Source organism: Agrobacterium tumefaciens, assembly GCF_031801495.1.
Lineage (GTDB): Bacteria > Pseudomonadota > Alphaproteobacteria > Rhizobiales > Rhizobiaceae > Agrobacterium > Agrobacterium tumefaciens_K.
The window spans coordinates 1694534-1715090 of the sequence record NZ_JAOEGC010000001.1 but is presented as its reverse complement, the minus strand read 5'-3'; the positions used below and the strand labels follow the sequence as shown (position 1 = coordinate 1715090).

23 protein-coding genes are annotated in these 20557 nt (G+C 54.7%); 11 read left to right on the top strand and 12 right to left on the bottom strand.

Translation table 11 applies throughout. From position 1 onward, the window contains the following. The first annotated feature begins 27 nt into the window (after nt 1-27). Together N7578_RS08015 and N7578_RS08010 are read left to right on the top strand one after the other, a co-directional pair. Nucleotides 28-903, top strand: a complete 876-nt coding sequence (locus tag N7578_RS08015; protein WP_311109747.1) for a LysR family transcriptional regulator — start codon at nt 28-30, stop codon at nt 901-903. A gap of 194 nt (nt 904-1097) precedes the next feature. Then, nucleotides 1098-2279 carry a hypothetical protein gene (locus N7578_RS08010; RefSeq protein WP_311109746.1) on the top strand — a complete coding sequence of 394 codons (1182 nt, stop codon included), beginning with the start codon at nt 1098-1100 and terminating at the stop codon, nt 2277-2279. 28 nt (nt 2280-2307) lie between these two features. On the opposite strand, the gene N7578_RS08005 is transcribed toward N7578_RS08010, so the two are convergent. The 5 genes from N7578_RS08005 to N7578_RS07985 form a co-directional block, all read right to left on the bottom strand. After that, complete coding sequence (locus N7578_RS08005) at nt 2308-3465, bottom strand: glycerate kinase (protein WP_311109745.1); 1158 nt, start codon at nt 3463-3465, stop codon at nt 2308-2310. Nucleotides 3466-3960: 495 nt separating this feature from the next. Continuing rightward, entirely contained in the window at nt 3961-5064 is a 1104-nt protein-coding gene (locus N7578_RS08000) for a D-cysteine desulfhydrase family protein (protein ID WP_311109744.1), read from the bottom strand. Then, the gene (locus N7578_RS07995) at nt 5024-5350 is read right to left on the bottom strand and encodes a hypothetical protein (RefSeq protein ID WP_311109743.1); all 327 of its coding nucleotides are present in this window, start codon (nt 5348-5350) and stop codon (nt 5024-5026) included. The genes N7578_RS08000 and N7578_RS07995 overlap by 41 nt, the downstream gene beginning before the upstream one ends. 66 nt (nt 5351-5416) lie before the next feature. Further along, entirely contained in the window at nt 5417-6046 is a 630-nt protein-coding gene (locus N7578_RS07990; protein ID WP_311109742.1) for a LysE family transporter, read from the bottom strand. A 13-nt stretch (nt 6047-6059) separates the two neighbouring features. Further along, nucleotides 6060-6233 carry a hypothetical protein gene (locus tag N7578_RS07985; protein ID WP_311109741.1) on the bottom strand — a complete coding sequence of 58 codons (174 nt, stop codon included), beginning with the start codon at nt 6231-6233 and terminating at the stop codon, nt 6060-6062. A gap of 175 nt (nt 6234-6408) precedes the next feature. Here N7578_RS07985 and N7578_RS07980 point away from each other — a divergent pair, with 175 nt between their 5' ends. Further along, nucleotides 6409-7305, top strand: a complete 897-nt coding sequence (locus tag N7578_RS07980) for an AraC family transcriptional regulator (RefSeq protein WP_311109740.1) — start codon at nt 6409-6411, stop codon at nt 7303-7305. Nucleotides 7306-7321: 16 nt separating this feature from the next. Here the strand turns inward: N7578_RS07980 and N7578_RS07975 are convergent, their stop codons facing one another. From N7578_RS07975 to N7578_RS07965, 3 genes are read right to left on the bottom strand one after another with little or no spacing between them, the layout of a single operon-like run. Then, nucleotides 7322-7813: an SCO family protein gene (locus tag N7578_RS07975; protein WP_311109739.1), complete on the bottom strand. Its 492-nt coding sequence runs from the start codon at nt 7811-7813 to the stop codon at nt 7322-7324. Then, entirely contained in the window at nt 7810-9360 is a 1551-nt protein-coding gene (locus N7578_RS07970; RefSeq protein WP_311109738.1) for a hypothetical protein, read from the bottom strand. Before N7578_RS07970 ends, N7578_RS07975 begins: the two co-directional genes overlap by 4 nt. Nucleotides 9361-9365: 5 nt before the next feature. After that, nucleotides 9366-10469, bottom strand: coding sequence for an NAD(P)-dependent alcohol dehydrogenase (locus N7578_RS07965; RefSeq protein WP_311109737.1), 1104 nt, complete (start codon nt 10467-10469; stop codon nt 9366-9368). A 219-nt stretch (nt 10470-10688) separates the two neighbouring features. Here N7578_RS07965 and N7578_RS07960 point away from each other — a divergent pair, with 219 nt between their 5' ends. The 7 genes from N7578_RS07960 to N7578_RS07930 all read left to right on the top strand — a co-directional run bounded on the left by N7578_RS07960 (nt 10689) and on the right by N7578_RS07930 (nt 15890). Next, nucleotides 10689-11117, top strand: a complete 429-nt coding sequence (locus N7578_RS07960) for an OsmC family protein (RefSeq protein WP_311109736.1) — start codon at nt 10689-10691, stop codon at nt 11115-11117. 43 nt (nt 11118-11160) lie between these two features. Continuing rightward, on the top strand, nt 11161-11835 hold the full coding sequence (locus N7578_RS07955; protein WP_311109735.1) for a type 1 glutamine amidotransferase domain-containing protein: 675 nt from the start codon (nt 11161-11163) through the stop codon (nt 11833-11835). Between the two features lie 57 nt (nt 11836-11892). Next, complete coding sequence (locus N7578_RS07950) at nt 11893-12771, top strand: alpha/beta fold hydrolase (RefSeq protein ID WP_422646691.1); 879 nt, start codon at nt 11893-11895, stop codon at nt 12769-12771. 70 nt (nt 12772-12841) lie between these two features. Next, nucleotides 12842-13558: an SDR family oxidoreductase gene (locus tag N7578_RS07945; protein WP_311109733.1), complete on the top strand. Its 717-nt coding sequence runs from the start codon at nt 12842-12844 to the stop codon at nt 13556-13558. A gap of 12 nt (nt 13559-13570) precedes the next feature. Then, nucleotides 13571-13804 (top strand): 4-oxalocrotonate tautomerase family protein, encoded by a 234-nt coding sequence (locus tag N7578_RS07940; RefSeq protein ID WP_311109732.1) that lies wholly within the window; start codon nt 13571-13573, stop codon nt 13802-13804. 222 nt (nt 13805-14026) lie between these two features. Beyond that, nucleotides 14027-14977 carry an aromatic alcohol reductase gene (locus N7578_RS07935; RefSeq protein WP_311109731.1) on the top strand — a complete coding sequence of 317 codons (951 nt, stop codon included), beginning with the start codon at nt 14027-14029 and terminating at the stop codon, nt 14975-14977. A 262-nt stretch (nt 14978-15239) separates the two neighbouring features. Beyond that, entirely contained in the window at nt 15240-15890 is a 651-nt protein-coding gene (locus tag N7578_RS07930) for an HD domain-containing protein (protein WP_311109730.1), read from the top strand. A 7-nt stretch (nt 15891-15897) separates the two neighbouring features. Here the strand turns inward: N7578_RS07930 and N7578_RS07925 are convergent, their stop codons facing one another. Both N7578_RS07925 and N7578_RS07920 read right to left on the bottom strand, forming a co-directional pair. Beyond that, entirely contained in the window at nt 15898-16878 is a 981-nt protein-coding gene (locus N7578_RS07925) for a GlxA family transcriptional regulator (RefSeq protein ID WP_311109729.1), read from the bottom strand. 127 nt (nt 16879-17005) lie between these two features. Next, complete coding sequence (locus tag N7578_RS07920; protein WP_311109728.1) at nt 17006-17656, bottom strand: HD domain-containing protein; 651 nt, start codon at nt 17654-17656, stop codon at nt 17006-17008. A gap of 330 nt (nt 17657-17986) precedes the next feature. On the opposite strand from N7578_RS07920, the gene N7578_RS07915 reads away from it, so the two are divergent. After that, nucleotides 17987-18601, top strand: coding sequence for a hypothetical protein (locus N7578_RS07915; protein WP_311109727.1), 615 nt, complete (start codon nt 17987-17989; stop codon nt 18599-18601). A gap of 190 nt (nt 18602-18791) precedes the next feature. Here the strand turns inward: N7578_RS07915 and N7578_RS07910 are convergent, their stop codons facing one another. Both N7578_RS07910 and N7578_RS07905 read right to left on the bottom strand, forming a co-directional pair. Then, a complete protein-coding gene (locus tag N7578_RS07910; RefSeq protein WP_311109726.1) occupies nt 18792-19709 on the bottom strand; it encodes an AraC family transcriptional regulator in 918 nt (305 codons plus the stop codon). Between the two features lie 149 nt (nt 19710-19858). Further along, a complete protein-coding gene (locus N7578_RS07905; protein ID WP_311109725.1) occupies nt 19859-20554 on the bottom strand; it encodes a type 1 glutamine amidotransferase domain-containing protein in 696 nt (231 codons plus the stop codon). Between the last annotated feature and the right edge of the window lie 3 nt (nt 20555-20557).

Here is a 20557-nt window from a genome sequence, read left to right as displayed (position 1 = left end):
AACCGAGGCTAACGGGGAAGATTTTGGATGGAGCTTCAACACCTCCGAGCATACGTCACAATCGCGTCGACAGGCCATCTTGGGAAGGCAGCTGCGCAGCTAAACCTCACCCAATCGGCAGTCTCCAAGCAATTGAAAGCGTTGGAAGAACAAGCGGGTGTGGCTTTGTTCATACGAGAGCGCGATGGAATGAAAATCACACCCCGTGGCACCGAGCTACTGCAGACAGCCACACACGCATTAGCTGCCGTGGATGAATTCGCTCGGCTGCTCTCACCTCGTGAAAAAAGGGAAGTTTACCGTTTGACTCTCGGAACTATCGTGGATTCCGACAGCATCAAGCTTACCGCGCTACTGCAGGCGATGAGAGAGCAGCACCCCAACATTGTCATATCACTATCACATGGCACTTCAGGTGACGGCTTAGCTGGACTGCGGTCGAAAAGACTCGATGCCTGCTTTTCGCTGGAAAGGGTAGAGGACGATGATCTCGACGCCCGGGTGCTGGGCGAGGAAGCATATGTAATTGCTATTCCGAGTGCTCTAGTATCCCCATCTCAACACCTCAAGCTAGGCGAGATCGCCGAGTTACCTTGGATCGGTGGGATGAAAGGAAGCTCGCAAAAGAGGATGCTCACTGATCTGTTCGAGCGGAACGAGCTTTCCTATTCGGTCGTCGCGGAGGCTGACCAGGAAGCATCCATTATCCAACTTGCCCGATCTGGGTTGGGTGTTTGCCTCATACGAGAGCGGTTGGTTGAAACTTACGCTTCGGAGGACGGACTGTGGTTCTGGGCAGGCTGCGACATCACAGCTCCCATATCCATTGTCACACGGAAAGAAGACAAGAAGCGGCCGGAAGTAGCGGCGCTTTATCGAACGGTATCCGACATCTGGAGATAGCTAAGGTAGCGCTCAAGAATTCACGCAGATACGTGAAGTCCTCAGGCCTTCTCCGTAAGGGCGATAATCCCCTTTCGGTCTAATATTGAGTGATTTAAATGATGAAGCTCAGATTCTGCTTGTAAGATAGAAAACAGATGATTGTTCGGTCCTCATTCAAATGTTCAACGTGTAATCAAGCACACACCGTGCGAATGGGTATGGGGCAAGAAACTCGACAAGTGCATCGTTTTCCTTGCCACGACTGCGGTGAAGACGTTGTCGTCGCGCTGTGTGTTGACTACGAAAAAATCACACACTGGGTGGAGGAAGTTGAGAACGCAGAATGGATCGAGGAGGTAATCGGCGCTCCGATCGTAAACGTTGATGCAAACTTTATTGTCCCTAAAGAGCAGCGACACCTGGATTTCGTTTTTCCACGAATGGAGCATCTTCAAGAACGCTTCAAAATCGCAGAGAAAAACGGTTCTGTCGTTGAAGCACCCGTTGAAGAACTGGATAGTGGAAAGTGGAGAGAGCGGCCCTATCGTCGACCCGACTACGAGGAGGAGTGGAAACTCCTTAAAACCACGTGGTCACTCCATCGTCGTGGACGTGAACATCTCGTTGGGGACAGATTAAAGTCGGCCTCGGAAGTTTACTACGCCTCTGATCCTCTAGCATCCATCCAAGACTGGCTGTGGCGCTTCACCATGTTTTTCAGCCAACCGGCCTACGAGAGCCCCTTCCAGGCTTCGTTTGATCGAATTCGACCACTGTTAAAGTCAAAAGAGTTCGGTAGATTCCGAGAGCACTACAACAAGATTTCCGATGAGCGGGCGGAGCGGTATTTCGAGTTGTTCAGGTCATACTTTGAGAGCTACGATCAGTTCTCTCAGGTTCATTTTGACGTCGCACAAGGTATCGAGATACCTGACGGCAACATGGCATCATCAGTCGACTTCGGTTCAGTGAAGATGTTCTACGGTAATACGTTTGAAGCATCATCCTCGAGTGTCGATATTCTAGCTTATTTCTCGAACTTAATTGCTGGTCGACAATTCGACGAATTTCAAAATCTCAAGCTGAAAGACTATTTGCGGCTTGATAAGCTGGGACGGTTTGGACCCTTAGCTGCGGTACCAGAGTTCGACGGCCTGTTCTCTGAACGCGACAATCAACTGAGGAATGCCTCTCATCACGGCGGGACGCGTCTCGATGTAAAAAACCAATTAATCACTTTCCAATCCGGGAAAGGCGGACAGGGCCAGACGAAGGAAATTGGTTACGCCAAATACCTAGCGCGATGTGACAAAATTTTCCTTCAAATGGTAGTGCTATTTCGTCTTGAAATAATGCTATGCCAAGTCTCAAATGGGCTAAAGTGGCCCATCTGAATTTTGGGAATACGAAAATTTCGCCGCGTTAAACAGTTGGGTTACGCCCAGCTTCTATGCCGATTAGGAGCAGTGAAGCGATGTTTCGGGCCACCGACGTGAGATTGCCTAACGCATCCACCAGCACCTGAGAGGTTTCCATGGGACGTGGAACCGTGTCGAATTGTGCTCGGACGCCGTGCGCCAACGTCTCGTCTGCGCCTGGACCCAACGAGCCAGCAAGATTGATAACTGGAATTCTGAGTTGCGCGGCAACCGACGCTACCCCAACCGGGGTTTTTCCCAACGCCGATTGACTGTCGGTACGCCCCTCCCCGGTGATTACCAATGTTGCTCCAGCCATCTTGCCGCGCAGGTCGACTATGTCAGCAACCAGTTCCCATCCAGTTCGAACTTGTGCACCGAGCGCACCGATGAGGCCAGCGGCGATACCACCCCCAGCGCCACCGCCAACTACACTCCCGACATCGGCACCGACATCTCTCGCCATGACCTCAGCAAATCGACCCAAGCCGCGCTCAAGCTGCTCGACTTCGTAAGGATTCGCCCCTTTTTGTGGTGCGAACACACGAGCGGCACCGTTCAATCCTAATAAAGGGGCACGCACGTCAGTGGCGAGCTCCAACGAACAGGACGCTATCCTCTCGTCCAACCTGCGAAGGTCGATACGCTCCAAGCGGGCAAGTTCCGCCCCACCGTCTCCAATAGGTTCCCCCTCTGAATCCAGAAAAACAGCACCAAGCGCTCTCAGTGCCCCTGCTCCCGCATCAGTGGTCGCACTGCCGCCGATACCAACAATAATGCGGGTCGCACCTTCGTCCAAAGCCGCCTTGATCAATTGGCCGGTACCATAGGTACTTGCACGCAGGGCGTTTCGATCAGAAGGCAAGACGAGTTCAAGGCCGCTTGCTTGGGCCATCTCGATTACGGCAAGCTTCTGATCGGCTGCGAACCCGAATTTTGCATCTACCTCGCGCCCGAGGGGATCAGATACGCGTACGGTGAGTATTGCTCCCCGAAGCGTTTCCATTACGGCATCGACGGTGCCCTCCCCGCCGTCCGCCATTGGAACAGATAGATATTCAACATCCGGGATGATTTCGCTGAACGCAGCCTGGATCACAGATGCGACCGTGCGAGCGTCCATGCTTTCTTTGTATGAATCCGGTGCGATGACGATCTTCATTTTGCCTCCTCCCTTACTTGAGCCACACCTTACGCCCAAGGTGAAATGGCGTGAAATGATAGTTCGTCATTCCCCTGTTTCCGATTCGGAAACGCCGCTGTCCCTTCCTCAGAGCCCAAGAAAACTATTCGAGGTAGGAAGAAAATCGCACGAAAGGCACGCCGATGGGTTGGCTTGCGTTCGACTTGTGAAAAGTGAGTCCATGCCGAAACTCCTCAAGTCGAGCTGTTTGGAGCGGAAGTTATATGTTCATTATTCGGGTACTGCCGGCGAAGCTCGCGTTGTCGACGGTAACGGCGACGCTCTCAGACTGGATGCTGCCGCAATCAGCTCCGTAATGAACGCATCGTCGGCGACATCGAAATCTTCGTCCTTGTCGACAGCATGCCGATGCGCAGAGCGGAGAAAGGCTAATTTGGTCATCCAGAGGTAAACGGCCGCACCAGCCCCTCCCCCCGCGCAGTAACGTTGACGAAATGGCAGGGTTGCAGTCCGTCAGAGCGCCAGGGCGTCGGCGTAAGCAAACAACCCAGGCCCGCCACCCGTCATCAAAAATAAAATGTCGGAATTTTCCGGGACCTCGCCATCATCAAGGTCCTCGACCAGGCCAGCCAATGCCTTCCCGCCATAAACAGGATCAACGAAAATTCCCTCCGCACGCGCGAGTAACTTTATCGCCTGTTTCATCGAGGAAGTGGGTAGGCCGTATCCATCGCCGAGCTGTGTGCCGTCGATCAAGACATCCTCAGATGATAGGGGCGATGAGTTCAACATCCCAAGCACCTCATTCGCCTTCGATTTCGTACCTTCGATCGCCAGCTCCGTCTGAGCGAGGACCGAATAGGCCCTAATCGTTTTCGGGTCGCGTCCTGCGAGTGTATAACCCGCGACGAGTCCGGCATGGGTACCCCCGCTCCCATTTGGAATAACAATTTGGCTGAACTCCCTGCCCATCTCACGTTCTTGCTCGGCAATTTCGAATGCACACGAGACGTAACCAAGGCACCCAACTGACGTCGATCCGCCCAGCGTGGCCACCAAGGGTTTCTTTCCGTCTGCAATGAGCTTTTCGCACAATGCCTCAACGTAATTGGTCGAGTTCTGGGGGTTAGAGAGAACGTGAAGGCGTGCGCCCAATAGACGGTCGAGTAGGACGTTGCCGTTGTTCTGATATTCAGTGCTCCGGTTCGGGACCATCTGGCTCAACACCAGATCGCAATCCAGACCGATCTTCGCGCATGCAGCGGCAGCTAGCCGAGCGAAATTCGATTGCAGACCTCCCGTCGCAACGAACGTGTCGCAACCTTCTGCGAGCGCCTGCCCAATCAGATACTCAAGTTTTCTGAGTTTATTGCCACCACCGCCGAGCGACATGAAGTCATCGCGCTTTGCCCATAGACGAGACCCGCGTAGTTTTCCGGCGAACGCGGTTTCCAAACGTGAGAGGCGCTGAATGGGTGTCGGCCCGTCCAGAAGCGGCACGCGGCGGTAATCTGCTAAAACAGTCACTGAGGGTATCCTGAATAAAAATGATTGCTGCTGTCGTCGCTTGAGAGCTTCAGAGGTAGCCGACGTGTTCCCCATCAGGAACGTCGTCATCCCAGTTGCCAGTACCTATGCGCTCGCTCTCTCCGGAAAGACGCTTGTCCGCATCATTGCCATCATCTCTATCTTTGCTATCCTGACTGTCAGCTGCGCACTCATGGTCGCTGCCCTCGTCCCGCATACCAGTCAACAAAGACCGTTTTCCAAGGTTTTCGTTGATGGTCGATTGACGCTTCGCATACCAGGTATTGTCCGGCTCGGACGTGATCGACAAGCTGTTATCAATGCGCGTTTGTGACGAAGGGACTGTTCCTCGGATGCGCTCAATCTTCTCGACCATGCTTTCCTCACTGCCTTTTAAACCGGGCCACGTCATTGACGACTGAGCCATTGGTGGTCGGGACGGCTATCGAAGGTGGGCTAGGCTCAGGAGCCGCAGGCCCAGCCCTGCCATTAATACGCCGACCGTCCTGTCGATCAAAGTCTTCATGGATGCGTATAGAGCCCTCGGACGCGATGACGAGAACGCCACTGCGACTACGGTGTACCAGCCAGTCTCAATCAAGAAGACGCCAATTGGAAGGGATATCAAGAATTCCATTGGGGCGGCGGACGGCATGAGGCTGGCAAAGATACTTGCATAAACGACGATCGTCTTAGGATTGCTGACCTGAACAAGAAACGCCGAGCGGAAGCTCAACCAGACGGTTTTTTCGGCAGACGCGACTACCGTGGCTGGTAATGGCATGCGCGCATTACGCCAAGAATGAATGCCTATATAAACTAGGTACGCTCCTCCCAAGACCTTCAGCGCGACGTCCAACCAACGAAATTGTGACAGGAGCGACGTTAGGCCAACGAGAGCCAGCACCGAGAAAAAGCACCCACCTAGCCCCATGCCCATCGCTGCCGCCAAACCGTCTACCCGTGATCGCGACAGCGAAATACGGCTGACTGTCAGGAAGCTCGGCCCCGGGCTTATCGCCGCAGCAAGAAGTGCAGAAAGGATGGAAACATAGATTGCAAGGATCGTCATTTTTGCCAAAAACTCAGGTGAAGCGCAAAGAGGAGATGGGGTCGCTCGCTGGGAAGGTTTCCTCGAGGGCCTCTTCGAGAAGCTCTTCCTCGTCAGGTGCGGGAACAATGTCTTGTGAATTTACTGCTCTGTCTGTCAGAGGCAGAGAGGCGGAAGTCCGCTCACCGTCCTTATCAGGCTGGCTCATATTCGATACTCCTGCGTTTTGAAAGTGCGACGTTTATGCGGATATGAAGAATCTGTATTGAACGTTTTACACCCTCATTGAACCTGAATTCCCGTGTGTCTGCACCCTGTACTCCGGTATAAATAGACAGATCGGCCCCCCGCTTCGAAAATAGTCGGCGAAAGGGGGACGGAAAATGCAGTATGGAGCCTACGGACTGGAGCTCGCTCGTCGCTTCAACATCGACGACGCGCCCTTCATGCGAACCTCAACGTTGAAGTCAGAGCAGCTAGCCGCGACACGCGTAACAACCGGATCGAGAGGTTCCGGGCTGACAGACTACATCCCAGTGGAGAAAGCCTACATCGTCACAGTGAGGCTAGAAGGCATATCGAAGTTCGAAACGTTCCAGGCAGGCAAACTGATGTGGAGTGGAAGCTGCCCGGCAGGCACCATGAGCATAATGAATTTGCAAGATGAGCCGCAGCTGCATCTGCCCACCTTTTACGACTGTGTGAAGTTCTACATTCCTGAGATTGTTTTCTCCGAACTCGCTCAAGCGAACCATATGAAACCGATCAGCGAGCTCCGTTTCTCGCCGTCCATTGCAGACCCCGCGATGCACACGTTCGCCAAGGTTCTCTCCCCGCTTTTTGGCGAGCCTGTGTCAGACCGCTCTCTCTTTTTCGACCATGTCGCCGTAGCGGCTTACATGCACCTTGCCAGAACGTACGGCGGGGGTGACCGACCAATTGCACCACCCGGTGTGCTCGCTGATTGGCAGTTGCGTCGCGCGACAGAGCTGCTCGCGTCGTCTGTCGAGGACAGCGTAACTATTCAACAGTTGGCTGAAACCTGTGAGCTCCCGGTCGAACGTTTCCTGAGGGCCTTTAAAAAAACAACCGGGTTGCCTCCGCACCGCTGGCTCCGAGAATACAAGGTGAAGAAGGCAACCTCCCTCCTACGCGAGAGCCCATTAAGCATCTCTGAAATCGCATACGCATGCGGTTTCTCTGACCAAGCACATATGACGCGTCTATTTGTTGCGATGACAGGGGCGACACCCGGAAGCGTTAGACAATCATCCCGATGAGCCGCCCAGCTATCCCTTATGAAGGGCGCATCGAACGGCGAATACGATCCCCAATATCGTCAACGTCAAGAACCGCGGGCCAATGCGCTCGATACATCCCGTTGGGATCGACCAGGTAGGTCAGAGACGTATGTGGCATCTGATAGTTGCCATCGCCTTCGTCCTGGCGACGGGCGAAAACACCGAAATGATCCTTGGCTTCTCTGATCTCATCGTCTGAGCCGGTCAAACCAACGAACCTCGGATATCGCTCCTCCAGAAACGCTCGCATCACCTCTGGAGAGTCACGAGCTGGATCGACCGTGATGTACAATGGCTGGATTTCAGCCGTAAGATCGGACACGAAATCGAGGGCTGCGGTCAGCTTCTCAAGATTTCTTGGACAAACCGAACGGCAGTGGGTGAAACCGAAAAATACGAGAAGCCATTTCCCATCAAAGCTTGTGCGGTTAATCGCCTCTCCAAAGTGGTCTGTCAAAGCGAGAGCCAGTGGCTGTTCCGTGATCATACTTCCTCCGCCAAAAGCACGAGCCGAAAACGACGGGCAGGGCCCTCTGGGCATTGGAAACGCAATATTCCGTTGGAGAGCGACATACCTGCAATCGTGCTAGAGATGATTTGCGTGCCACAACCGAGGGCGACCTCAACACCATCGCAGCCCAAGGCCCAACGTGACGAATTTCCAATTGGACCTATGCCGAGCTCGCCGGAAGCCCTGCGCTTTGAATTCCGGCCCATTCGCAGGTGCAGTGTCCGCTCGTGTTCGTCGAAATAAGCAACTTCTACGTCCAGATCGTCTGCAGCTTCTCTCAACGCCGGCTGGGCGAAGCGTTTCTTACTCCAAGGCTCATTGTAGAGCTTCCAAAGACCATCCGGGATGTTCAGGCGCGCGTATCCGAGCAGGACGTTCCCGGTTTGCGGCTCTACAAGAAGTCTGTTCCCAAAAGCGTCACTTTCCCGATCATCCCTCGGGTAGTATAGCCCGCCGTTTTGCCAAGTAGGACTTAAATACCTGTCCGCGTATTCGAGAAGTCCCGATAGCGTTTCCTCGTCTCCCATCTCGGATGCCCACGTCGTCACCCAACCGAAATCGGAATCGTCGTTGACGACTGTCTCGCCTCTTATGGAAGGCCTTGGTGTTGAGCGAATGGACCTGAGGCCATCGTCGTATTTTATGAGGTAGTCCTTGATTTGGTGGGGATAGTTTTCCGTAACGAAATCACGGTTCCACATGTTCATCAGGGTGCCGAGCCAGGCATCGACCCAAGGATATCCAGCAGAATTCTCGCGAGGCTGCTTCGTGTCCTCGGCGAGCATTATGTGGTAGTGGCCGTGCTGACCGACACGGCCAAACTCTCGCCATGCCGCTTCGTACTCCCGCGTAACCTCCTCCGCCACGTTTCCTCCGTAGATGAGATCGTGAAGGCGAAACCCGAGGATCGCAGGCTGATTGCAAATCTGGAATACGCAGTTCGGTTCACATGCGACGCCGATGTAACCGCTACGGACCATCATCCAATAAAGGTGGTCGTTCAGGGACTTCTGGTCGTATTTGAATTCCTTGGCGTCGCCACCCCAGAAGTAAGACCAGTGACGAAAGGTAATCGAACCCTCTTCCTCGAAGACCGGATCATCGAACAGGTAGTGGTACAGAAGCGTCAGCGATTGGACATACGCGCTGTACATAATGTTATCACGGCGAACCGGGTCCCACTCCTCCTGGTACCCGCTCGCTAGATGGGAGTTGAAAACGCTGCCGCCCCGGCTGACATTGTGCCAGTACATCCAAACCTCAGGAAGCAGAAGCTTGTCTATCAGACGCTTCATGATTGGCTGAAAGACGGCAGGCGCAGCCGGTAACCGGTGCCTGTGGACCAGTGCCAAGGCGTAGGCCATGTAAGCGAGCTGGAAACGATACCCCCCAAAATCGTCTTGCCCAACTCCACGGCCCTTCATTAGGGACCAGTCGTTTGGCAGTTGCCGGGAAAGATTATCGTAGTGTCTGATATGTCCGATCTGGAGTGGGTCGAGACCCGAGGCTGTAACATTATTCATGGGGATCACTCCACCGTAAGAACTGCTTTGATTGTAGCTCCGGAAAGCTGATCTTCGACAGCCTTATTGATGTCCTTAAACGGATAGGTCTTGATCAGCTTGTCGAACGGGAAACGGCCTTGCTGGTACAGTTCAATCATGCGCGGAATGAAAATGTCGGGGATCGAATTGCCCTCGACAAAGCCACGCACAGCTTGACCTTGAAGCAACGTCGGAAACCACGGCAGTTCAAGCTTGCGGTCAACAGATGGTGGCACCGCCACCAAGGCCACTGTACCAAGTTTACCCAAGCCGAGGATCGCGGCATTCAAGAGGCCCGCGTTCCCAGCGCAATCAACAATGAAGTCGACACCGTGTGGCACGATTTCCATGATTGCCGTACCAAGGTCCGAAACGTTGGTCGTGTTGATCGTACTGGTAGCCCCGAGGTTTCGGGCCACTTCAAGGCGGCTATCTACCCGGTCGACGGCGATGATGTCAGCGCATCCACACACCACCGCACCAAGAATGGCGGCCAATCCAACAGCGCCCGTTCCGAGGATGACAATACTCGAACCTGCTTCTGGACGTAGCCCGTTCATTACAGTACCCGCACCAGTTTGAATACCGCATCCAAGCGGTCCAAGCAGATGCAGCGGCACCTCCCTCGGGACTTTGACGGCATTGCGTTCTGATGCCAGGGCATGATGCCCGAAGGACGATTGCCCAAAATAACGCAAAGCAGCCGTCGCATCGTCAGAGAGACGTGCGCCAACGGCGTGGCTGTCTGTCTGGAAATTGAGCTCATTGAAATGATCGCAGTACATCGGGTTACCGGACTGGCAATGGCGGCAGGTTCCATCGGAAGCGGGAGCAAGAACCACGTGATCACCTGGCTTGAGCTTAGAAACAAGCGGGCCGACCTTTTCTACGATTCCAGCGCCTTCGTGGCCAAAGATCGAAGGAAATGGCGCACCAAGGGTACCATCCCGGCTGGCGAGGTCGGTATGGCAAATGCCAACGCCAGCTATGCGGACCAATACATCCGTGCCCTCTGGCTCGGGCAACACCACTTCCTCCACGCTAAAGGGCTGTTTTTCGGCTCGTGAAACGGCTGCAAAGGTCTTCATGGATATCTCCTGTTTGACTACGCCGCAAAGTGAGCGCGGCTTTCGGTCAAACCTCCCCCGTTAGCACTCCCCGGTATTGGACGGAGTCGTGAACTATTGAACGTCGCGATCGGCGGACTCGGTTCAACGGATCGACGCCCCGTTCAATATTGCTTCCCCCTTCCGTCGCACGATCCGCCACGCGTCCAAATTGGTGACGTTCCAAGCAGGGATAAGACAGTGCGAATTGTTAGATCAGCGTCGGTTAAGTGGGCCGGCGGAATGAAGGACGGAGTCGGCTCCGTTTCCACCGAAAGCGGATCGCTAATGAGCTATCCGTACGGCTTCGGCAGCCGCTTCGAGGGCGTTAAAGGCACCAACCCTGAAGAGTTGATCGGTGCGGCGCACGCGAGCTGCTTCACGATGGCTTTGGCGATGATGTTGTCCAGTCAGAACCACAAGGTCGAGCACCTAGAAACCCGCGCACATGTGACGCTCGAGAGCGTGGCAGACGGATACGCAATCACTTCGAGCAAGCTCAAGCTCGCCGCGCGTGTCCCGGGCCTCGACGCCAATGGTGTTCGTGCGATCGCTGAACAGGCAAAAGCGGGTTGCCCGGTTTCAAAAGCCCTGAACGTCGAAATCGAGTTGGAAGTCGTCTCGGTATAAGCCCGGCGCTCCAGCCTTCCCAACGAATGATGAGGAAACACCCATGAAAATCCTGATGGTTCTCACATCGCACGACAAGCTCGGCGATACTGGCAAGAAGACGGGCTTCTGGCTCGAAGAATTTGCGGCACCGTACTACACGTTCCTCGATGCCGGGGCAGAGATCACGCTCGCTTCTCCGAAGGGTGGTCAACCGCCAATCGATCCTAAGAGCGACACGCCAGAGGGCAAGACGGAGCTCACCGAGCGCTTCAAGGTCGATCCTGCTGCGCAGAAAGCTCTCGCGCATACTGTCAAACTTTCCACGGTAGCAGAGAAAGACTTCGATGCAATTTTCTACCCCGGCGGACACGGTCCGATGTGGGACCTCACCGAGGACGAGAAATCGATCAAGCTGATCGAGGAGTTCTACAAGGCCGGGAAGCCAGTCGGCGCGGTGTGCCACGCACCAGCAGTGCTCCACCGTGTCGAGATCAACGGCAGCCCTCTGGTAAAAGGCAAGCGCGTCTCGGGCTTTACGAACACCGAAGAAGAGGCCGTCCATTTGACGAAGATCGTACCTTTTCTCGTCGAAGATGAGCTCAAGCGCCTCGGCGGCAAATACGAGAAGGTCGACGACTGGCAGGTGCTCGCGATCACCGATGGTCACCTCGTTACGGGACAAAACCCGGCGTCGTCCGCAGAGGCCGCACGTCAGGTCCTCACACTTTTGAAGTGACAAACTCGCTGGCGGAATTACCCCGCCGGCTCCCACCCTAAGGAGTGTCCTATGCTGATGAACACATCGAAGACCATTCCCGTGACCCACCACCGCACCGCAACGGTAAGCGGGATTGACCTCTTCTACCGAGAAGCGGGTCCGTCCGATGCGCCGGCAGTCGTGCTTTTGCACGGCTTCCCCAGCTCCTCCCACATGTACCGTAACATGATCCCGGCCCTTGCCGATCGGTATCACGTTATCGCGCCTGATCTGCCGGGATTTGGCCTATCAGACATGCCGCCGAGAGAAGAATTCGATTATGGCTTCGCAACTTTTGCCAACCTTATCGATGGCTTACTGGAGAAACTCAACGTAGAGCGCTACGTGCTTTACGTTATGGATTACGGCGCGCCTACCGGATTCCGCCTTGCCCTGAAACATCCCGAGCGGGTCGCTGGCCTGATATCTCAAAACGGAAATGCCTATGAAGACGGCCTTCAAGCCTTCTGGGACCCAATCAAGGCACTCTGGAAAGATAATTCGCCCGAGCACCGAGACGCGTTGCGGCCGTTCATGAACCTGGAGATCACCAAGTTCCAGTATGTCGACGGCGTCAAAGACGTAAGCCGGATCGATCCTGCGAACTGGATTGTGGACCAACACTTCCTCGACAGACCGGGTAACGTCGAGATTCAGCTAGACCTGTTCTACGACTACCGGACCAACGTCGAGCTGTATCCCCTCTTCCAGCAGTACTTCCGCGACCGTAAGCCCCCAACGCTCCTGGTATGGGGTGCGAATGACAGTATCTTTCCCGCAGAAGGCGCAAAGGCTTTCCTTCGTGACAATCCGTCGGCAGAACTTCATTTGCTCGACAGCGGTCACTTCGCATTCGAAGACAAGGCCGACGAGATCATCCCGCTGATGCGCGATTTCCTCAGCCGCGTCTACTGACCTTCAACAATCAATCTGAACTGCTCGCAATCGGCTTCAGCCGAACGCTTGTCTACCTATGGAGTTTTCAATGAGCAAAACCGTCATCGTAACCGGCGCTTCCCAAGGCATTGGCGCTGGCATCGTCGCAGGCTACCGTAAACTCGGCTGGAATGTCGTAGCAAATTCGCGCAACATCTCGCCGTCGCTCTACGGAGCCGACAAGGCCATTCACACGGTTGCAGGAGACGTGTCGAATCCCGCAACTGCCAAACATCTTGTCGAAGCTGCGATCGACCGGTTCGGTCGAGTTGACACACTCATCAACAACGCTGGCATTTTCATCGCAAAGCCTTTCACGGACTATACCGAGGAAGATTTCGCGCGGAAAATCGCAGTCAATGTCGCTGGCTTCTTCTATGCAACGCAAGCGTTCGCCAGCCATCTTACGAAGACCGGGGACAAAGGGCATGTTGTGAGTATCACGACCACCCTGGTCGATCAGCCGATCAACGGTGTTCCGTCTGTCCTGGCGTCGTTGACCAAGGGTGGCATCGACTCCGCCACTCGCAGCCTAGCGATCGAGTACGCCAAAGCTGGCATTCGCTTCAATGCCGTATCGCCGGGCATTATCAAGACACCCTTGCATGCGCCTGAAACGCATGAATTCCTTGCTGGCCTACACCCGCTCGGACGGATGGGCGAAATCGAGGAAATTGTCCAGGCTATCCTCTACCTCGAGGATGCGACGTTCGTGACCGGCGAAACCCTTCATGTTGATGGCGGCCAGCACGCCGGCCATTGGTAAGGGAACCTCTCGATGCCCTACATCAATGTGAAGTTCACCAAAGGTAGCGCGACGCCCGAGCAGAAGAAGAAGATTATCGAAGGGATGACAAATGTCCTTCGCGACGTCATCGACAAAGCTCCGGCGGCAACTTGGGTGGTGATCGATGAGGTCGAACTCGAGGACTGGGGCGTCGGTGGCCTCCCTGTTCAAGAATACTGGGAAAAGACCGGCGTAAGTGCGTCGGCCAGCCAGTCAAAAAACTGATGCTTACTTACCGAGGGGTGGCAGCGGTCGCCCCTCGAACCCGAATGTGGCGCATCGGACGCTCTTAGAATTGAGACTGACGAACCCGTTGTTCGCAAAATCCCGAACAGAATGCTCAATTTAGAGCGTCTAATCCAAGACCTTGCTGTCCTCTATCTACACTCGGACATCATCGGCAATTGGCCGAAGACCACAATTGCATCGAGATAGTGAGTGAACTCCATGACTACAAATTCCGTGTCGACCGAAAAGATTCTCGTGCTGGGCGCGGGGGAGTTGGGCCTCGCGGTCCTACGTGAGCTTGTACCGGCACTTGGGAAAAAAGAACGTCCCGTGACCGTACTTATCCCGCCGAGGTTCCTTGCCGATCCGAAACCACATCATGTCCAGGCACTCGGTGAGCTTGCAACGCTTGGTGTCACTTTATTGCCGTTCGATATGGCTGAAGCCAACATCGGAGCTCTGACGGCACTGTTCTCCAAGTTCGATACCGTGATTAACTGCACGGGCTTCGTCGCTGGTCCAGGTACGCAGGTCAAGATAACCCGCGCGGTTCTCAACGCGGGTGTCCGACGATACTTCCCTTGGCAATTCGGCGTCGACTACGATGTAGTTGGTAAAGGCAGCGGGCAACCCGTCTTCGACGAACAATTCGAGGTCCGAAAAATCCTCCGCGAGCAGGATCAGACTGAATGGGTGATCGTCTCCACGGGAATGTTCACGAGCTTTTTGTTTGAGCCTTCATTTGGTGTCGTTGACCTTGAAAACGGCATCGTAAGCGCACTTGGCAGTTGGGAAACGCAGGTAACCGTCACCACCCCCAGGGATATCGGTCGTCTAACGACGGCTATATTCCTTCACCAGCCACGGATTGCAAACGAGGTTGTCTACATAGCTGGCGATACTATCTCTTACGGCCGCTTGGCTGACGTGATCGAGGAGGCGCTCGGGCGGCAAATCACACGGCGAGAACTCACTCTCCCGCAGCTTCATGAGCAACTGGCCCGTCGGCCCGAGGACGTCATGCAACGATACCGCACTGCGTTCGCCAAGGGGGACGGTATGTGGTGGGACTTTCTCAAGACCTACAACTATGAGAACGACATTGAGACACAAGACGTGCGCTCTTGGCTCAATGCACAGCTAGCCCGGCCTACTGACGCCGCAGCCTGACCCCTAACAGAAATTCCCGCCCGGGGGTTGGGCCTGGAGGCGGGAATCCGGAAGGCGGATACGTTGAGGGCCAACGCTCGCGTGTCCGCCTTCCCCCCTTTTATGAGGCGAGCTTAGCGAAATGCACTTGGCCCTTTTTGTACTCTTCTTGGCATCAATCCGACCACCACTTCATTTGAACCTGGCATCCGAAAATTGGAAAATCTACCGGTCAAAATGAGCAAATTCGAATGAGATCACCCATTCTAATCTAGGAGCCAACATGTCGAAGACACCCGAGACTATTGCAGGTATTAAAATTCCAGACAGCCAGATGGCGAAAGCCGCAACTGAGCTTGTGCGAGATACCGAGACCGACCTCCTCTATCATCATTCAAGGCGCGTATTTCTTTTCGGCGCATTGACGGGAGAGCGCAAAAAACTGACCTATGACCCGGAACTCTTGTATATCGGGGCAATGTTCCACGACATGGGGCTGATGGACTCGTACGCTAGCGATACCGAGCGGTTTGAGGTCGACGGCGCAAATGCTGCAAAGGCGTTCCTCGAGTCCTATGACATCTCAGAACGCGATGTCGATGACGTCTGGGATTCGATCGCGCTTCACACTACGCCTGGAATTCCTCAGCACAAGCGGCCGACCGTTGCGCTGGTGACAGCAGGTGTCGAAATGGATGTCCTCGGCATCGAGTTTGACTCGTTCACCAAGGAACAGCGCGACGAAGTTTGCAATTGCCACCCCCGCGGTCTCAAGTTCAAACACGGAATTCTCTCGTCGTTCTGCATGGGGACGATCCGTAAACCTGAGACAACGTTCGGCAACGTCAAGGCGGACGTTCTTTCGAAGATGGACCCAACGTACAAGCGCGTCGATTTTGCTGACCTTATCATCGGATCGAAGTGGGAGAGCTAAGGGATCGCTAAGCTTCGCCCGAGTTCTGTCTGGCGTCTCTGCGGAAGCTCGCGCGGTATTGTCCGGGGGTGACACCCAGTCTCTTTGAGAATACTTGGCGCATCCTATGCGGCGTACCGAAGCCACACTCATAAGCCACCTCCTTGAGGGCCATAGCGCTGCCCTCGAGGAGATTTCTAGCGGTGTCCACCCTCACCTGCTCAACGAATTCTGCAGGCGTCACACCCGTCTCCTGTGAAAAGGATCGCGCGAAGTTACGTCGACTCATCTTTGAGTACGCCGCCAGCTCGGAAACCGTGAGCTTATCCTTTAGGTTCTTTATCACGTGATCGTAGACCGCAGCGACTGGCGACGCCTTGTCGGCAGGAGCGGTAATGTAGGGGCTGAACTGAGATTGACCACCCTGACGCTGAGCAACGACAACCAGCCGCTTGGCTACGGCGAGCGCTACCGCACTTCCATGATCTTCGTTGACGATCGCTAGGGCAAGGTCGATGCCTGCTGTAACGCCTGCCGAGGTAATCAGCGGCCCGTCAGTGACATAAATCCGATCATGGTCGACGTCAGCCAAAGGAAATAGCTCTGCAAGCCGATCAGCGTTTTGCCAATGCGTCGTAACGCAACGGTTGTTTAGCAATCCGGCGTGGCCGAGTACAAACGCGCCCGTGCAAACCGATCCATACCTTCGGGCACTGGATGAAAGCCGAGCGACGCAACGCAAGAAATTTGCGTCAGGCACAGTATCTGGAAGTGATGGCCCTCCCGCAACCAGCATCAAGTCGAGCCCGTCAGGGGCCTCGTCGTAGGCGGAGTGCGCAACCATTAACATGCCGTTCGAGGCGGAGAAGGTTCCGGGCGGCCCTATGACTGTCACCCGGTAGCGTTGGTCAGGCTCAATGAAGGCATTGGCCTCGTCAAAGACATCCATCGGCCCTGAAAAATCGAGTGCCTGAACCCCTGGAAAGACTACAATCCCAACCGCTCGCATGATCGCTCCCCATCCAAGTCTGCCGCATAACATAATTATTGCGATCGGTCACAAAATCCAAAAGGGCCGCCAGATGGCGACCCTTTAGTTGTTTAGGACTCAAGCCCAATCGACTGTTCGTAAGTCGTCAGCTTTCCCATTTTGAATTGAGAATGGTGTCTACGAAGTTCCAACGTTCATACGTCGGGTCCATACGCTCAAGCACGTCTGCCTTCACGTTCCCAGCGGTAGTCTCCGGCTTGCGGATCGTTCCGTAGCAGAATGCCGAAAGGATACCATGCTTGAACTTCAAGCCCCGAGGATGGCATTGACACACTTCAGCACGCTGTGCGGCGGTGAAGTCGTCGTAAGCTATTCCGAGGACATCCATCTCAACACCTGCCGTAACGAGCGAGACGACCGGCCGCTTGTGTTGCGGTATCCCAGGTGTTGTGTGGAGCGCGATCGAATCCCATACGTCATCGATGTCCCGTTCGGACACGTCGTATGAATGCAGGAATTCTCTCGCAGCGTTCGCGCCGTCGACTTCAAATCGCTCTGTTTCGCTCGCGTACGAGTCCATCAGCCCCATGTCGTGGAACATTGCCCCGATATACAAGAGTTCCGGGTCATAGGTCAGTTTTTTGCGCTCTCCCGTCAATGCGCCGAAAAGAAACACGCGGCGAGAGTGATGGTAGAGAAGATCGGTTTCTGTGTCGCGAACCAAAGCCGTCGCATCCTTTGCCATCTGGCTGTCGGGGATTTTGATCCCTGCGATGGTGGTGACTTTATCCAACATTGAATTGTCCTCCTTTCCGCTTCTGTCGTTGAAAAAAGGGACCCTCCCGCACTGGCGGAAAGTGCGAGAGGGTCAACGCCGCTTGAGGAGGAGCGGCCGGCGCGACAGGGGAACCTGAGGTGGGATAACGCGCCGGCATCATATTTATTGAACTTGGGCTTTGGACGATTGCACGTCACAAACATCCATTGAAAACCTGACGAACAGCGCGCTTGAGATAGTTGGCAAACGTACATGGCTGATGCGATCAGTCAGCGCCCAGCAGAACTTTGTTCAACGTGGAATTAATTCGTTCGAGATATATCTCGATCGTTTATTCCGGGAGATGCGATGAACCTCGAGGAAATCCGTAAGGTAGCGGCCGAGATAAAAGACGCGACTGAGGAATATGAGACGCCAGATACGCCCCTAAGAGGCGGCTGCATCTGGACGTCCATAGACCTCGCAGAAGAAATCCAGACAATAGTCCGAAAAAACGTACCCCGTCTTGCTACGAGTTCAATTCAAATATGCATCGGAAACTACTACAGCCAAGGTGACCCGGCGTTCCCTGAACAAATCTGCCGATACGCGGTCGCTGCATTGCGAGAGGTAGACGTTCGCGCAGTCAACGCCCCCTACCACACATGGCTCGAGATTGACGCGACGATCATTGACCTGACGTTTCTATATACCACTCTTCCGAAAAGACTCTGGAAAGGAATGGAGGCTCAACCAATCTACCACAGCGCGGACGAGGGATTTCTTCCTTATCGGGTGACCCTCGAATACGATTGCTTGGCCCGTTTCACATCCTCTGGCGACAGGCTTCTGGATCAGAATGTCGACGTATTCGCCGCTCCCAACGACGTTGGCGAAGAACGCCTCGACCTTGGCCGGCGTATCGAAAAGCAGCGAGGGAATTGGACCCAAACGATCTTCGATTGGGTACTCGGGCGTAGATAGACGGTGCGAAACCTCGACGGAATCGTCCTCTGGCGAAAGATTTTTGAGGCGCAGCATGACCTGATCTCGATCGTATGGGCCGAGTCTGCTCGATAGTTCCGAAAGGCGCAAGAGTTTTGTTGCTCTGAAAAATGGGCTCGGCTTTTATCTGTTCTGCGGTAGCTAAGGGACACACTTTATGGAAGATAATTCACAGTCCCCTCCTCGCCTGCCTCCATACCGCAGGCGTGAATCCCGTCGCCGCAACGAACGTTCTGTTGAAATGGCTTTGGTCAGCGAAACCGCATTCGAATGCTATTTCATTGAGCGACAGTTTCGTCGTGAAAAGACGGTTCTTTGATAATTCGATCCGTTGGGACCGCGCCCACTGCATAGGGTGCATGCCGCAGGTCTGTTCGAATGCTTTTACAAAGCGACCTGGTGGAAGTCCGCATTGACGTGCAATTTCGTCGATGGATGCTGAGTTCGTGGGGGCAAGCGAAAGCAACTCCTTCGCCCGCTTAACCCGGGCAGCGCTCAAGTATCCAGAGGACCCGCTCGACCCCATACTCCTGCCCGCGTACGTCTGGAGGACGTGCCATGACACCGCCATAGCAAGATGACTGAGGTACAGACGGTCAATGTCTCTGTCTGCTTGAAAGAACGGGGTGAAAAGCAACGCAAGCCCATGCAAGGTTTCGTCACTCCCCTTCGAAGAAACCTCCAATTCGACGTCCGGCGTCTGCTCTTCAAGCTCCAGAAGTTGTCCTAGCCATTTGCGAGAGAGATAGAAGTGCACGCCGTCTGGAATAGTGGGCAGGTAGTCACGGCCACAATGGCGGAGGTCGGTAAGCTCCACGTCCATCGGCTTCACCGGGCGGCACCTGACGAGCTTGCGATCGTCCCAAAGTTGGTACTCAGGATTGCTGACCATGATACTCGACAAGAGATACGCGTCTTCTGCGTCTTCAATCTTCCTCGTCGGTCCTCTAGTTTCATGCCTTACGGATTGCTGAATTGCGGAGAGGTAGTTGCCATCTTCCGTCACCGACCGATGTAAAACGTGACCAGAGGAGTACGGTCCCCAGGCGCGTGTTCCAAATGTCGACGCAAGCGATTGATCCAACATATTGGCCTCCGAGTTGTTCGTTGGAGACCATAATATCGGCAGTGCCCATGCTCCATTATACTGGGGTATTGGTGCCTTAAATTGTATGGCGGCTAGCCGCCAGACCCGACACCAGTTGCTTTAAATTCAGCTCGCCACGGTATTGTTCGTTACCTCAACCGCTGCGAAGCGCACCGCCTCGTAAACAATGCCGCCGCCAAGCCGGAGGACGCAGGGTTCTGGCCTGTAATGACCAAACCGTCTTCGATCGCGTACGGTTCGAAAGGACTGCCCTTTGAATAGATTGCGCCACCATCCCTAAGCATGTTCTCGAGAAGGAATGGCATCTCTGCTGTCAGTCCGAGGCTGTCCTCTTCGACATTGGAAAATGCAGTAAGCCGGCGGCCTTCTATGAGCTTCACGCCGTTTACGACAACCGGAAGCAACGCCGCTGGCGCGTGGCATACGGCACCGACGGGTTTTCCTTGAGAAGCGAACTCTGAAATCAGGTTCGCAGACAGCCGATCGGTTGCCAAGTCCCACATCGGGCCGTGGCCTCCCGGGTAGAATACACCATCGAATTCGTCCGCCCGCGCATACGAAATCTCCATCGTGTGCCGAAGAATGGTCTGAGCAGCGTGGTCACATCTAAACCTCCTGCTCGCGGTTGGCAGGTCTTCACTGACACTTCCAGGGTCGATCGGAGGTTCTCCGCCTTCAACCGAAGCGACAGTTATGATAGCGCCGTTATCGGCGAACTCGTAGTACGGCGCTGCAAACCCCTCAAGCCACAGGCCCGTCTTTCGGCCTGTGGCTCCAAGTTCGCTGTGCGACGTAACCACCATGAGGATACGTAGCGGTTCCATCGT